Annotated in this window: 16 protein-coding genes; 5 read left to right on the top strand and 11 right to left on the bottom strand. The window is 37.7% G+C overall.

Annotated features, from left to right (window positions below):
* Positions 1–244 precede the first annotated feature (244 nt).
* From ACIQAA_RS05880 to ACIQAA_RS05850, 7 genes are all read right to left on the bottom strand, one after another.
* Positions 245–979: an exonuclease domain-containing protein gene (locus tag ACIQAA_RS05880; RefSeq protein ID WP_402616246.1), complete on the bottom strand. Its 735-nt coding sequence runs from the start codon at positions 977–979 to the stop codon at positions 245–247.
* Positions 979–1947, bottom strand: a complete 969-nt coding sequence (locus ACIQAA_RS05875; RefSeq protein WP_402616243.1) for a DUF294 nucleotidyltransferase-like domain-containing protein — start codon at positions 1945–1947, stop codon at positions 979–981. The genes ACIQAA_RS05880 and ACIQAA_RS05875 overlap by 1 nt, the downstream gene beginning before the upstream one ends.
* Positions 1948–2014: 67 nt before the next feature.
* Positions 2015–3295, bottom strand: coding sequence for an ammonium transporter (locus ACIQAA_RS05870; protein ID WP_402616240.1), 1281 nt, complete (start codon positions 3293–3295; stop codon positions 2015–2017).
* Between the two features lie 528 nt (positions 3296–3823).
* Positions 3824–4159, bottom strand: coding sequence for a MerR family transcriptional regulator (locus ACIQAA_RS05865; protein WP_402616237.1), 336 nt, complete (start codon positions 4157–4159; stop codon positions 3824–3826).
* 92 nt (positions 4160–4251) lie between these two features.
* The gene (locus ACIQAA_RS05860) at positions 4252–4425 is read right to left on the bottom strand and encodes a Fur-regulated basic protein FbpA (protein ID WP_402616235.1); all 174 of its coding nucleotides are present in this window, start codon (positions 4423–4425) and stop codon (positions 4252–4254) included.
* A 17-nt stretch (positions 4426–4442) separates the two neighbouring features.
* The gene (locus ACIQAA_RS05855; protein WP_402616231.1) at positions 4443–4580 is read right to left on the bottom strand and encodes a hypothetical protein; all 138 of its coding nucleotides are present in this window, start codon (positions 4578–4580) and stop codon (positions 4443–4445) included.
* A 164-nt stretch (positions 4581–4744) separates the two neighbouring features.
* Positions 4745–5026: a hypothetical protein gene (locus ACIQAA_RS05850; protein WP_402616228.1), complete on the bottom strand. Its 282-nt coding sequence runs from the start codon at positions 5024–5026 to the stop codon at positions 4745–4747.
* A gap of 296 nt (positions 5027–5322) precedes the next feature.
* Here ACIQAA_RS05850 and ACIQAA_RS05845 point away from each other — a divergent pair, with 296 nt between their 5' ends.
* From ACIQAA_RS05845 to ACIQAA_RS05835, 3 genes are all read left to right on the top strand, one after another.
* A complete protein-coding gene (locus ACIQAA_RS05845) occupies positions 5323–6141 on the top strand; it encodes a basic amino acid ABC transporter substrate-binding protein (protein ID WP_402616225.1) in 819 nt (272 codons plus the stop codon).
* A gap of 109 nt (positions 6142–6250) precedes the next feature.
* Positions 6251–6907, top strand: coding sequence for an amino acid ABC transporter permease (locus ACIQAA_RS05840; RefSeq protein ID WP_402616222.1), 657 nt, complete (start codon positions 6251–6253; stop codon positions 6905–6907).
* The gene (locus tag ACIQAA_RS05835; protein WP_402616220.1) at positions 6904–7626 is read left to right on the top strand and encodes an amino acid ABC transporter ATP-binding protein; all 723 of its coding nucleotides are present in this window, start codon (positions 6904–6906) and stop codon (positions 7624–7626) included. The genes ACIQAA_RS05840 and ACIQAA_RS05835 overlap by 4 nt, the downstream gene beginning before the upstream one ends.
* 37 nt (positions 7627–7663) lie before the next feature.
* On the opposite strand, the gene ACIQAA_RS05830 is transcribed toward ACIQAA_RS05835, so the two are convergent.
* Positions 7664–8173, bottom strand: a complete 510-nt coding sequence (locus ACIQAA_RS05830; protein ID WP_402616217.1) for a hypothetical protein — start codon at positions 8171–8173, stop codon at positions 7664–7666.
* Between the two features lie 220 nt (positions 8174–8393).
* Here ACIQAA_RS05830 and ACIQAA_RS05825 point away from each other — a divergent pair, with 220 nt between their 5' ends.
* A complete protein-coding gene (locus tag ACIQAA_RS05825; protein WP_402616214.1) occupies positions 8394–11147 on the top strand; it encodes a dynamin family protein in 2754 nt (917 codons plus the stop codon).
* 38 nt (positions 11148–11185) lie between these two features.
* Here ACIQAA_RS05825 and ACIQAA_RS05820 read toward each other — a convergent pair whose 3' ends face one another.
* From ACIQAA_RS05820 to ACIQAA_RS05810, 3 genes are all read right to left on the bottom strand, one after another.
* Positions 11186–11593 carry a DUF1761 domain-containing protein gene (locus ACIQAA_RS05820; RefSeq protein ID WP_402616211.1) on the bottom strand — a complete coding sequence of 136 codons (408 nt, stop codon included), beginning with the start codon at positions 11591–11593 and terminating at the stop codon, positions 11186–11188.
* Between the two features lie 124 nt (positions 11594–11717).
* Positions 11718–12656, bottom strand: coding sequence for a glycerophosphodiester phosphodiesterase family protein (locus tag ACIQAA_RS05815; protein ID WP_402616209.1), 939 nt, complete (start codon positions 12654–12656; stop codon positions 11718–11720).
* Between the two features lie 15 nt (positions 12657–12671).
* On the bottom strand, positions 12672–13634 hold the full coding sequence (locus ACIQAA_RS05810; protein ID WP_402616206.1) for a D-2-hydroxyacid dehydrogenase: 963 nt from the start codon (positions 13632–13634) through the stop codon (positions 12672–12674).
* A 182-nt stretch (positions 13635–13816) separates the two neighbouring features.
* Here ACIQAA_RS05810 and ACIQAA_RS05805 point away from each other — a divergent pair, with 182 nt between their 5' ends.
* On the top strand, positions 13817–15004 hold the full coding sequence (locus ACIQAA_RS05805; RefSeq protein ID WP_402616203.1) for an MFS transporter: 1188 nt from the start codon (positions 13817–13819) through the stop codon (positions 15002–15004).
* Positions 15005–15097 lie beyond the last annotated feature (93 nt).

Below are 15097 nucleotides of genomic sequence, written 5' to 3'. Positions count from 1 at the left end.
AATCTGACAATTCAAATAAATCAAAAATATTGTTAGCGTTTTCATTCTTGTCAGATTAAGGTTGGAGGGAAATAAAAATATTAAAAAAATTTTTTTTGAGGTTGAAAAAGAAGAGTGAAATGAGGCAATTTCATACGGGGATTCTACTATTGTCAACTTAAAAAACAGCTTGGGTAACTATGCTCAAACCATACGAAACGAACGAACATTAGTTTATTACTATATTTGTTTTTCACTTTTGCTTCTATCTAATTTTCGCAAGATATTCATATACTTCACGAAGATTTTTATAACCCATGGACTGGGCAAGCAGTAAATAATGACTCCAAATATGTGCTGTCAGTTTCGCATCCTCTAGGGCATGGTGCCGATTGATTACTTCGATTCCACATTGCTCGCAAGCCTCTTCTAGTGGAATGGATTTAATCAGAGGATTGGATAAGCGCAGTAAGAAGGAGGTATCAATAATTCTGTGTTCGAATCTAGTTTTTAATAAATCCCATGTTAGTTTTTGCATAAAAGACTGTTCATGCTTGGCGTGGTGGGCCACAAGTGTATGATTCTTAACGAATTTGTAAAATTCCAATAACACTTCGGATACAAAAGGTGCAGACTGTAATTCCTCATTGGTAATATTGGTTAAGGTGGATATTTCGTCTGAAATAGTTTGTGGAGAATGTACCAGGGAATAAAAAGTTTCTGTTTTCAATAGTTGGTGGCCGGTCATTTTGATCGCGCCGATTGAGATGACTCGATCTCCTTTTTCAGGATAGAAACCAGTAGTTTCTAAATCAAATACAACAACCTGTAATTCCTTTAGTGGTGTGTCGAGGCAGTTGTTTTCTTTCATTTCTTTTTGCAGCTGTCGGATGAAAGAAATATTCTGCATATTGGTTTGCCCTTGCACACCGGCATAAATATTGGAACCAAGTCTGCCAGACATCTGTCTGAAAAATTGAATCATATCATTCATTCCCATTAGTAATCCTCCTTTTCTATTAATTTCCTTACATAACGGTACAGTGACGCTCCATTTTTCAGTATTTCTTTTACTTCTTCTCTTTGCGTTTTTGAGAGAGTGGAGATGGGCAGATAGTGGCTATTTTCATAATTGTCTCGTTTTGATAGTGATAGACGAAAGTTTAGTAATTTTAAGAACTGTTGTTTATATAATTCTCTCATAATAGAAGGGAGTTCAACTTGTGACAGCTTTTCCAGCCTTAAAAGTGTAGAGGTTTCAAGGATATTCCCTTTAATAGCCAATAAACGAACTGCGTTTACATATGGAAAGAGCGCTTTTTCTTTTATATTTAAGGATCCTGTATGTGGTCCGTGTGTTTCCACAAGTATTTGACCTAGTACACCAATTCCTTTTTTTAGGTATAGCGTATTATTAAGCACTTTTTTAAAAAGGTTCTCTTTATGGATAGTCTGATATACTTCTATTTTTAAGTTTTCTAGAAGGCTTGCGTCACCGTAAAGGGAACGTCCATCAATAAAGATCAATAAATGGCGGATACATTCCCAGTTGGAATTGTTGGACCAATTTACTAATTGCTGCCTCCATTCAGAAAGTGATTTACACCATAAAGGATTACTTGCCATAACATCGCCATCACAATACTCATATCCAGCAAGCTTGAGACCTTGTGAGATTTCTTTCCCTAATGCCAAAAAATAATCGTTTATTGCTTTCCCTTGGTGTTGATAAATAATGCCGTGATCCTGATCGCTCCATACGGATTGCTCAAACCGTCCAGCACTGCCCATCATAAAAAAGGTGAAGGGGCAGGGAAGGGAGCCGTATTTTCTTTCCGTTTGTTTAACTGAAACAGAAATGACGCGATGGATGATTTCATCATGAAGCAGATTTAACTGTAAATGATTGCGAGAAACCCAAATGATTTGGTCATCACGGAACCTTCTAATCTCTAAGTAGCCGGTCATCCATTAAGCTGCCTCCTTTTCAAAAAATATAATTCCATCCCCCATGAAAGGGGATGGAGGCTTTTTATTAGGCATTTAGCTTTGAATCAGAACTAATTATGGCTTTTTCTGTCTTTACCATTTCAGGGTAACCATAGCTTCCATGCTCACTCATGTCAAGACCGATAATTTCTTCTTCTTCTGTAACGCGCAAGCCATTCATAACGGCCTTCATAATGGTTAATAGGATAAAGGAGACGATGAAAGCAAAAGCACCACTGCTTACAACTCCTAATGCCTGAACTCCAAGTTGGTGTAAGCCGCCTCCGTAAAACAACCCTGGCTCTCCGACTGTTGCTAATTCTGGTGTTGCAAAAAAACCTGTTGATAATGTTCCCCAAATCCCTGCTGCACCGTGTACAGACAATGCTGCGATTGGATCGTCAATTCCTTTGCTTTCAAAGAATCGAATGCTATAAAATACTAGGAAACCTGCAATAAAACCAATTAGAACTGCAGCCCATGTATCAACAAATGCACAGGAGGCTGTGATTGCTACTAAACCTGCTAAGGCACCATTTAACATCATTGGAACATCTGCTTTACCCATTACAATCCAAGAGATAATCATTGCTGCGATGACGCCGGCACCAGCAGCTAAGTTTGTATTTAGTGCTACGAAACCAAAGAATGCGCCGTCAACAGAAACAGTACTTCCTGCGTTAAATCCAAACCACCCAACCCATAAGAGTAATACGCTTAAGGCTGTAAATACTTGGTTGTGTCCTGCAAGATTATTTGCTGAACCATCTTTATTGTATTTTCCAATACGAGGTTTTAGGATTAAAGTAGCCGCGAAAGCTGCCATCGCTCCTGTTAAGTGAACAACAGTCGAACCTGCAAAATCTTGTTTCCCATGTTCTGCTAACCAGCCGCCGCCCCAAATCCAGTGAGCGATTGGCGGATAAACGATAATGGAGAAAAGTACAGCAAATACAAGGTATGCTCCTAATTTTGCTCGTTCTGCAAAGCCGCCAAATGCAATAGTTAATGAAATTCCAGCAAAAGCTAATTGGAATAAAACGAATACGGGGCCGGAAAGTGCTAAGCCTTCTATGTCATATCCTGAATAGAAGAAGTCTGATAGTCCAATGAGTGGGTTCCCTTCTCCGAATATTAAACCATAACCTACTGCCCAAAATACGATAGAAGAGATGCCAAACGTAAGTATCGTTTTTCCTGCAATATGGCCTGCATTTTTCATTCGCGTTGATCCTGTTTCTAGAAGAATGAAACCTCCCATCATAAGGATGACAAGTACTGCCCCAACCATTACCCATAGACTGTTCATTAAGAATAAAGTATCCATTATTTCTCCCCCTCAAGTTCATGTTAATTTTCTTAACATTCGATGTATTTGTATTTTTACATGGATTTGAAGTGGATTCTACAAACGTGTAAGGTTTCCTAACATAGTTTTTGAAAGGCTAAGTAAAAAATGTAAAGTTTTCATGAGTATTTGGAAGGGGGAAAGGAAGATTACCGGTGTTTATGTGGAGTTTTAACACAAGGCTGTGTTTAAGCTAATTGTTGATTTTGCACCCTGTTGATTGGAGCGGAAGGCACGAAGACTCCTCGGAAATGCTATCGCATTTTCTTCGTGCGTGGGCGGATTCGAGGAAGAAATTCAATGTCCTGCGGGAGTACGGGGCTGGGGAGACCCCACAGGCGCTTAAGCGCCGAGGAGGCTCCCCGGCACGCTCGCGGAAAGCGAAGTGCCTAGTGACAGGCAAAGACCGCCTGTCACTGCGATGATTATTCAAAGAAGCTTTCCTTAGTGGAGCGGAAATCAACAGGCCCCATTAACACAGCTTAACAAAAAAATCCATCCTCTAGATTAAGAAGATGGTCCTTTTCGTAAACCGAATTGTGCATTCAATTGTCCTTGTATCATCTTTCGTGTAACATCATTCTGATTTTGCTTTTTCTGAGCTCGAAGCATTTCTTTTCTAATTTCATGAGTTTGAACGCCATCTTCAATTTTGTTGGCAATTTCTACTAATAACTCAACGTCTGCAAAGGAATATTTTCTGCTCCCGCCAGGGGATCTTTCTGGGAAAATTAATTTACGTTCCTCATAATACCGTATTTGCCGCTCTGAAAGACCGGTTAGGTCCCTTACAATCCCAATCGTAATCACCTTTTTATCTTTATAAGAAGAATCATTCGCCATTTTTGATCTCACCACGCTCTACTGTGAATAGGATATATACCATAATTTATGTTAATTTTCCTTACATTGATTGGATTTCAGTACTTGGTAATTCAGTTGTTTAGTTTATTTTTTGGGGGGAATGTCTTTTTGAAAATATTTTGTAGTTCACTTAAAGTGAGGGAATGTAGATCATCATCAGCAGCGTTATAAAGACCAGATTCAATTAATCTATTAATGTAAAATAGTTTAAGTGTTTCGACTCCTTTACGCAATCGATTTGTCATGCTCCTTCCCTCCCTGATTATCGATTTTGAAGTGCTCTAATCAGCTCATGTGCACGTGAGCCTAGTTTTATCATAAGCTCTTCATACAATTCATCCCTTTGTTTATCTAGCTGAAGAATCTTTTCAGCTAATTCAATATCATTCGTCCTATACATCGCAATCTCCCCTTATCTAAACAGTATGTATCCTAAAAGTTAACTAAATAATTTGAATTTGTCAGGATTTGTGTTAGAAAAACTGACAAGATTTTTGCGTTTGTATGAGGAAATCTCACAATTTAAAAAAACCAGGCGTTAACTGCCTGGTTCATACATACTTTTTAATATTCGCCATCGAATGGTGTGAATGGGAAGTTGAAACGTCTTTCCACTTGACGCAGGCGTTGATTAACTCGTTGAAGTCTTCGTTGAAGTTGATTGATTTCCCTTTGCTGACGCTCATTTTCTCTTTCTAGTCGAGTGACTCTGCGCTCCAGTTGTTGTGGTTGTCTATCTGGATCATACGGGTCATACTGGTCTTGTTGGGCATACGGATCGAACTGTTCATATGAATTGTAGTCATACTGTGTTGGTGGTACTTGATAATAGCCATAAGGATACATTGGGCAACTCTCCCTTTTTTAAATTAATACCATATAGATTATGTAGTCATCTGCGGGGAGTGTGGGCAGGTGCCTAGAAAAATGCACGGCCAATAATGAAAAATCAATTGAGTAAGACAATTATCTTTTTAATACTATTTTTATATTACTTTTTTACCGAATTAAAATAGTAAACTAATAAAGTTTTGCCAATAAAATATTGAATAAGTCAACAAAAAAAGTTATAATCACTTATATTCTAAAAATTTTAAATGTTTCAAAGATTGGTTTATTAAAAAAATATTTGGGGGTCAAAAATGAAGAAGGCAAAATATTTAGTAACGTTTATGGTCATGGCTTTTATGTTAATTCTAACCGCTTGCGGCTCAAGTGAAACAAGTGGGAATGGCTCGGATTCTGGTGAAGAAAAGAAAACACTCCGCGTTGTAACAGACGCAGCCTATGCACCATTTGAGTATCAGGATAAGGGTGAAATTGTAGGATTTGATATTGATTTAATTAAAGCGGTTGCTAAAGAAGCAGGATACGAAATTGATATTGCTCACACAGGCTGGGATCCATTATTTGTAGAATTAGAGAAAAAAATTGCTGATATTGGTATTTCGTCTATTACCATTAATGATGATAGAAAGAAAACGTATGATTTTTCTGTACCATACTTCTTATCTACTAATATGATTCTTGTTCCAGAAGGCAGCGATATTAAGAGTGCTGAAGATTTGAAAGATAAAACCGTCGCAGTTCAAAATGCAACTACAGGTCAGGAAGCTGTTGAAGGATTACTTGGTAAAAACAGCAGCCAAATTAAAAAGTTTAAAAATAATAACTTAGCCATTTTAGAACTTAAGAATGGCGGTGCCGATGCAGTTGTTGCGGATAACACCGTTATTGAAGAATATGTAAAAAATAATCCAAACGACAAATTTGTAGTTATTAAAGATGTGGATGCCTTTGCTCAAGAGTTCTACGGATTAATGTTTCCAAAGGGAAGCAAGTTAAAAGCTGATTTTGATAAAGCGCTAAACGAAGTATTCGATAACGGAACATATGCAAAAATTTACAATGAATGGTTTAAGGTAGATCCAGACATACAACTACTAAAAGACCAACAATAATCATGAAAATTGCGTAACTCTTGAAAACTAGAAGTTACGCAATTTTTGGTTTTATACCTAGTCTTACATAATTTAACAGAGATGCAATGTATCATTAGGAGGAGTATTTATGGATATTCAGTGGGATATTTTAGCAGAATACGCACCCTTTTTTCTAAAGGGGACGCTGCTGACAATTGGACTATCGTTAGCTGGTATTTTATTAGGGACAGTCCTTGGATTGTTTATCGGATTAGGGAAAATGATGAAAAATAAATACTTATCCTTGCCGTTTGGTATTTATATCACTATTTTCCGTGGTACACCAATGCTGGTACAGATTATGTTAATTCATTTTGCGGTAGTACCACTGTTTACTGGAGGAACGAATGCTATTGCTGCAACGATTCTGACGCTGTCATTAAATTCTGCAGCATACATTGCCGAAATCTTTCGTGCAGGAATCCAATCGATTGATAAGGGGCAAATGGAAGCGGCCCGCTCTCTCGGCATGACACATGTACAAGCTATGCGTTATGTTATCCTTCCACAAGCGTCTAAACGAATGATTCCACCACTAGGTAATGAATTTATTGTCTTGATTAAAGAATCATCACTTGCTTCAATCGTCGCAGCTCCAGAGCTCATGTATTGGGGACAAGCGATGCAAGGTCAATATTTCCGCGTATGGGAGCCATATATCACAGCGGCACTTATTTACCTTGTATTAACCCTTTCTTTAAGCTACTTATTAAGCCGTCTTGAAAGGAGGTTGGCAACAGAATGATCGAAGTGAAAAAATTAAAAAAATCATTTGGAACAAATGTTGTCCTTAAGGATATTAATGTAACCGTTAAACCGCAAGAGGTGGTAGTGGTGATTGGTCCATCCGGTTCAGGTAAATCTACATTCCTGCGCTGTATAAATCTTTTAGAGACGATTACGGATGGACATGTTTATATTGAAGGAACGGATATTACCGACAAAAAGACAGACATCAATAAAGTAAGGACGGAAGTGGGGATGGTTTTTCAGCAGTTTAATCTATTCCCACATAAAAAGGTCATCGAAAATATTATGCTCGCCCCAATGAAGGTTAGAAATATATCTGCAGAGCAGGCAAGAAAAAAAGGTTTAGAGCTTCTAAGAAAAGTAGGATTAGAGGATAAGGCTGAGGCGTATCCTGATTCCTTATCAGGCGGGCAAAAGCAGCGTGTTGCGATTGCCAGAGCACTCGCCATGGAACCGAAGATTATGCTGTTTGATGAACCAACCTCAGCGCTTGACCCTGAAATGGTTGGAGAGGTTCTAGAGGTCATGAAACAACTCGCTAAAGAGGGGATGACCATGGTGGTCGTCACCCATGAAATGGGTTTTGCAAAGGAAGTAGGGGATCGCGTAATATTTATGGATGGCGGATTAATTGTCGAAGAAAATAATCCAAATGAATTATTTGATCATCCAAAAGAAGAGAGAACAAAAGCCTTCTTGAGTAAGGTTTTATAAAATCGGAAGGCAGGTGCCTCCCGATTTTTTTTACACTTCATTTTTCAAAATCAAATACTTCGACTACCTTATCTGCTTTTATACGATTTTGGCAGAGTCTAAATAGTTGGTCAAAGAATCTTTCAATGTCTAAAGTGGAGGCAGGAAATTCGATATGTACCTTTCTTGAACCAAACATTTGCTTGAAATAGGCTTTTCTTTGATCGTTTTTCCCGTCACGTTTTAAAGGATTGTACATCCACACGATATGCGGGATTCCTTCAATTTCTTCGATGACCCTCAGTTCAGCTGCTGTGGTGGATTTATTATGCAGGTATATGACTAAATAATAGTTGTCATTGCGGTGCCAATCGATGAATAGAAAATAGTAGCTAGTATCGCTATCGACACGAGTAATCTCAAATCCAGCCACGGTTTGTTTACCATTTGTCCATTGATGAAAACCAAGTAATGTTCCATTAACTGTTTCCATTATTTTAATATCATATTTGGAAGTACTTGAATTTTTAATTAAATCTGTTAAAAATACAGCTTCAATCTTTTTCAAAGTGAATGCTCCTTGTTGTCGATTGGCAAAAAGTAGAAGTCTAATTAAAAGTATTGTATCCTAAATGAAATATAACTGAAACCAGAATAAAAAAATGGTTTGATAAAATTGATATAATTTGGGACTTAAAATGAGAGCGCAGTTCGTATTATATAAAGGAATAATTCTGCCTCTTTTCCATATGAATGACATAGAAGCGGTGGTAATTGGAGGGACAGTCATGACGTTAGAGAGTCAGTTAATTAATAAATCGTATTATCAAATGTATATAAATGAACATGAGAACGTGGAGCCAATTCGTGTATTAGGTGACGCTTACCAGGAAGAACTCCAGAAGGACCTGCCCGATTTAACATCTATTCGCTTTGCCCAAGGTGAAATTTATTTTCATAACCGTGATTTTGAAGCAGCGATTTTTAAATGGGAAAATATTTCTGGGGAACTCGAAATATGGGCAAGAAAAAATATTGCCGATGCTTATTATGAATCAGGTCTGCTTTCAAACGCAGAGGATCTTTATCTTTCGATTGAAACCAATAATCTTACATTCAAGACAGAAGTGGCTCTTCAGCTTTTTTCACTCTACATTGATCGGGGAAAGCGTGAGGAAGCAGTTGAGATAATCAAAAGAACGATTGATACAAACCCAGATTACCCAAATGTCACAGATATTGCACGTTCCTATTTTGAGGATCAGCAGGATTGGGATAATGCCATAGAGCTGGCAGTAAATGAAGCGAAGCGGACAGGTTCAATCGATTGGTTTGAGACTGTGAATTCTTATGTAAAGAAAGACCTTACAAAAGGCTTGAGTCCAAATTATTTTATACAAGCAATCTTTGAATTGTATAGTTTAGACAAGGATAAGTTTGAAGAGCTTACAATTTCCCTTTGGAAAAGTTACAAAGATGAAGATTCATATTTTACATGGCTGAGAGAGGTAAATCATCTGCTATTTAATCTTGATATTAGCCGAGACCTTAACTTTGAACACCTTTCAGAGCTTCATTATCAAACTTATTTTAGTTTAATCAATGGAGACTATTCCATTAAAACCCTGGAAGATCTAGTACCAGACCTTTTAACAAATTGGCTGAGATTATCTGCACCAAAGCATACAGTCTTAGTATCATCGGCAGTATTGTCATGGAATGAGCTGTTTCCAACAAGTATAAGTATGTCGATTGTCAGTGATGCTGAAAATCTTATTAGTGAAACAGAAAGTAATATTGACGAGTTGGAGGAGTGTTTAAGTCTCTTCGAGGCAATCATTAGCTGGGCAAAAACAAATGATATGGGTGAAAATAACCACTTAAAATGGATGGTTCAGCAGTTGAATGATTTTGACATCCATCACCTATTCATTACTGGCTTAAGCGGAAGTGGAAAGTCTGCTTTCATTAATTCAATTCTAGGTGAAGAAATTCAGGATAGCCCAACGTCATCACTCGTAATGTTTAAAGACTTTGAAGACCTGAATATTTATGAAATAACTGATCAGGAAACCGTTCAACTCGAGGATTTTACGCATTTTCAAGAGCGTATGGATCGACGCCGGAATGCTTATGAGTCGATTATCGAATTTCAACAGCCATTTCCATTTTTATATGAGCAGAAGCTCGCATTAGTTGAAACGCCAGGATTAAAAGGCAGCCGTCAAGATCGATATGAAATACTGCAGAATGTCCAAATGGCCGATACGTTATTATTTGTTTTAGATGCAAATGCACCTTTTACCGAGATAGAGAAGGGTGTTCTATCACAAATTAATGAGCTTGCACCTGATATTCCTGTCCACTTTCTCTTAAATAAGATGGATACGATTGTGAATGAGCAGGATGCAATCAGGATTTTCGATGAAACAAGGTCGAAGATTCAGTCTTATTTACCTGAGGCACAGGTATTTGCCTACTCCTCCCAGTATGAAAGGGGACAGCAATTAGTCGAATTAAAGGGCTTTATCCAATCAATCAAGGATACTAGAAACATAGCAGACAAGCGCTTAGCTAAGCTTTTATTCTTCATACGGACTACTATTTCCAGGCTGCTGCAAAAGAGAATTGATGTTGAGAATCAATTAATTGAGTCGGTCCGCTGGAATGAAGAAGTGGTAATGAAGTTAAATGGAGCTCTTAATCAATTAAAGGACGCTGAGGCGCAAAAAATAAAAGCCATCACTAGATCTTACCGTTCCATTAAGGAATCCATTCAAAATGAAATTTCTATTGAAGTACCGAAAATACTTCAGGAATGCTCGGAGTTAATCAAAGAAGACAGCAACATAAGTACGATTCATTTAGAACTGAATGATGTGATGAACAATAGAATACAAGATTACCTAGAGCGAAGTGTTATGCCGAAATATTATACATCACTTCAAGAATGGATTAGCAGCAGTAAAGCGGAATTCGAGCAAGGACAAGAATTTCTAAATGAGATGGCTGAAGGTTTAAATAGCTTATATGGGGAAGAACGAATTAAGACAGAATGTGATTTTAAAGTACTTGATGATTGGCATCGGGATACGGATCGAATGACGAGCCGATTCCAATTAGAAAAGGTAAATATCTTACTTCGCAACACTCCATCACAATTTTTATTAAAAAGTGCAGGGAAGCTTTTTGGGGCATTATCTCAAAATAAAGCGATGCTTTATAATAAATACAAAGCCTTTGTGAAAAATGATAGCTATTCTGAACCAACTGAGATTGTTATTGAACGTTTTTTCCAACAGTTTGAGCTATTTGAAAAATCACTGGAAAGAGACATTACCTTGTTCTTTAGACAGCCATTGAAGACCCTTAATGAAGCGATCGAAGAATCACTTTCTCAAATATCGACAAACCAAGATATCTTGAAAAAGATGAATACGAACCCAGAAATGTTCCGTGATCCATTGACACTATTTGAAGTTAGATTACGTCAATTTGAATGGGCTACAATAGCTGGCAAGGGTGTACAAACGATTTATTAATAAATGAAGGGTGCCTCACAGCGGGGCACCCTTTACTTTTAAACAAAAGCCGCTATAATGATTCCCATAATCGTCAATGCCACCACATGATAGCCTGCACTAATGAAGAATAGAGTGTAGTTACGACTCTCAAAGAAAGTAGGGGATAATTCTCTAAATGCAGCAATTAAACCAATCAGAAATCCGAATAAAGCTCCATCTAAAATGGTCACCGTATCCAATAACTGAATAAAAAGGGAAAGAACAACTGCAGTGAAAATTCCTCCGAGTGTGGTTAATCCATATCCCACATAGGCCCCTTTTGGGTCAATGTCCTCCATTTTCTTACCTAGAGCTTTTACCCAAATGTTAGAGAAAAGAATAGGAGAATACCAGAGTGCTCCAATCACCATATTGGCTGCAACGGCTAGAATGATGGCTAATATACTTATATTTGTGAAATCCAATCCAATTACCCCTTTTGTTTTCCTATTTTTGGTGAATTATATCATGATATTTTTATTAAAACAAAACTCTTATAGAAATTTCTCAAAAGGCAGGGCTGCTAGCAGCAATAGTGCAGCCAAGTATTTACAAACCTTTTTCCTCAAGCAATTTGAGCAATAAATCTGGCCGGTTTGTCAATATGCCGTCAGCACCTGCGTCAATCAGTTTTTCCATGGTTTTTGGGTCATCAATCGTCCAGTAATGAATTTTCATTCCAAGACGGTGTGCCCCGTCAATTAACCTTTGGTCTGTTAAATCAAAGCCGCTGTCCTCAACAGGGATTTGGAAGGCATCGACTTTTGGTACATAAAGATTTCGTAAAAAGAATTTATGAAAGACAACAAAGCTTTTAACCTCTTGTCTTCCAGCTGTAATGGCAACACGGCCTTTTGCATACTTTTCAAACGTTTGGAGAATCTTTTGGTCGAATGAACCGATTATTATTTTTTCTTCCATCTGATATTTTTCAATCAGTTTCCACAATTTCGAAGCAATTTCCTCTATTCTTTCAGGCGGGTTATCATCTTTTATTTCTATCTCTATTTTCATGTCATCGAATCTTTGAAACAACTCTTCGACCGTTGGGATATAGACACCCTTACCACGGAAACTATAGCTGCCATCTAAGTTTTTAAAATGATAACCAGCATCAAGTGCTTGAAGTTCTGCTAAAGTAAGGTCTGCAACATTGCCCTTTCCATTGGTTGTCCGGTCAACACTTGGGTCATGGATCGTAACTAAATGACCGTCCTTGGTAATATGTATATCCGTTTCAAGGACATCCACTCTCATGTTAGCAGCATTCTCAAAGGAAGCCATGGTATTAGAAGGTGCCAACAACTCACCGCCTTGGTGGGCAATGACTAATGGGCGATTATGATTAAAAAAGCTTTTCTGTTTGATTTGTTTGACTGGAAATAAATTAATGACTAACAGGACAATTACAATAGCTGCAACTATCATTTTTAAAGATAGAAGTACTGTTTTCTTTCTCCTCGTTTTTTCTATTGTAACGTGCTGCATAATAATGCTCCTCTACTAATAGCCTTTAGAAAAATCAACAGGATTAACAGAAGGGAGGGTGCCAGAAATATAGTTTCTTAGGTTAGGTATTAGGATATTTTCAATTACTCTTTGATTATAATGTTCTGTTGAACCTGCAGTGTGCGGGGTAATAATCACATTTTCCATTTCCCATAATGGACTATCAACACTTAATGGTTCTTGTTCAAACACATCTAAACCTGCACCGGCTATGGCTACGTTTTGTAATGCAGTAATCAAGTCATCTTCAACTACAATTTCACCACGCCCAATATTGATAAAGAAAGCAGAAGGTTTCATAAGATTGAATTTTTTAGAATCAAATAAGTGTTTGGTGTCTTTGGTTAGTGGCAGTGTGACAACTACATAATCACAGCTGGGGAGCACCATGTCTAGTTGTTCAGTCGTGTACATTTCATCGACATTTTCCTGTTGTTTTCCAGAATGGCGAACACCAAGGACCTTCATACCAAAGGCTTTAGCAATTTTTGCAGTTTCCTTGCCAATGGCTCCGATTCCTATAATTCCAATCGTTTTTCCATGCATTTCCAGCTTTATGCCGGAATGGTGCCATTTCTTTTCTTGTTGATTTTTCACATATGTATGGATTTTTCTCGTTAAGCCAAGCATTAATGCAAAGATACTTTCCGATATTGGATAAGCATGCACGCCATTCGCACTGGTTACAATAATATTCTTGGATTCCAAGGATTCAAGCGGCAAGCTATCCACTCCTGCACTCCAGGTTTGGAGCCACTTAAGCTTTGATTGGGGAGCAAGACACTCTTTTTCTATCCCCTTTTTCCAGCCTGCAATAATTTCCGCATCGTGTAAATGCTCCTGCCAAATATCCCTATCTTTACCCACAATGATCGTCCAATCGGGGATGATTTCTTTTATTTGTTCAATTAGATCTTGGTTCAAAGTATTGGTAATAACGATTTTTCTCTTTTGCATATTTTTCCTCCATTATTTCTCAATTACTTATATTTATGATACCTGAATTTACTGAGAAAGGATAACGATTACACAAGAAAAATAGCGAAAATGAATAATTTCTTATTTTTATTTTCTAAGGTTCTGTGCTATTATTTAGTGATACGAAATAAACTAATTTTCCTCTAGACAGGGGTGTTTCTTTGAAAGAACGTTTGTGGACGAAATCTTTTATTATGTTGATGGTTGGGAATCTTTTTGTATTTATGTCCTTCCAAATGCTTATTCCAACCTTACCGCCTTACATAAAATCTATAGGTGCATCCGGGCTGGAAATTGGACTTGTTACGGCATTGTTTTCGATTGGTGCTGTGCTCATAAGACCGTTTATTGGTTACATGCTCGAATACAAGCAAAGGAAGGCGCTTGTATTAATAGGAGCAGTTATTTTATTAATCATTACCGTCCTATATCCAATTTCAAGAATTGTCGTGATATTCTTGTTTATCCGTTTTATTCATGGTCTTGCGTGGGGCTGGTCAACAACGGTGAATGGAACAGCTGCAGTCGATGTTATTCCATTTTCACGGCTGGGTGAAGGAATGGGCTATTTTGGGCTTTCAACCACTATTGGTTTCATTATTGCTCCTAGTCTAGGAATCTTTTTATATAATGTTACCTCTTTTACCAATCTCATTATTATTTCAGGCATACTAGGATTTATTTCTGTAGTCCTGCTTGCCCTTGTAAGCTACAAAACACCTGAAGCGGTATTAAAGACAAAGAAGGAAAATCTTAAATTTTCCTATCTGGGTTCGCTAGTGGAGAAATCAAGCTGGTACCCATCTTTTATTACGATCATTATTTGTCTTGGTTATGGTTCAGTCTCAACCTTTATCGTCATCTATGGGGAAGAAAGAGGCATTGACCAAATCTTTTTATTCTATATTCTTAATGCAATTGTTGCTACAGCGGCTAGACCGTTTGCAGGAAAGTGGTTTGATGAAAAAGGTCCGATTGCCATGGTCTACTTCTGTATTGCAGCTACCTTTGTTGGGTTGTGGGTCCTTTCCTTTGCACAAACCAATTTCATGCTTGCTGTAGCAGGCGGTTTGTTTGGACTCGGTTTTGGCTGTGCCTTACCAACCTTACAATCCTGGACCTTGTCCATGACACCCGAAAATCGAAGAGGTGTGGCGAATGGAATGTTCTTTTCATCAATCGATCTAGGAATCGGATTAAGCGGTCTTATCTTCGGAACAATAGCCCAATTCACTGATACAGCAAATCTCTTCCGGATAAGTAGTCTATTTTTAATCATGGCCATCGTTTTAACTATGTTGGAAGTCAGGAAAAAAAGAGTTACACCGAAGGAAAGAATTGTATCATAAACAAAAGGTCAGTCCTCAAGCGAAAGAGGGGCTGACCTTTTTATTTGAATGAAAGTAGTAAATAATTTTTTACTAAAATATTCTAAATATTCT

Source organism: Neobacillus sp. NPDC093182 (genome assembly GCF_044754045.1).
The sequence above is the reverse complement of the archived record's forward strand: the minus strand, read 5'-3'. Positions and strand labels throughout refer to the sequence as shown.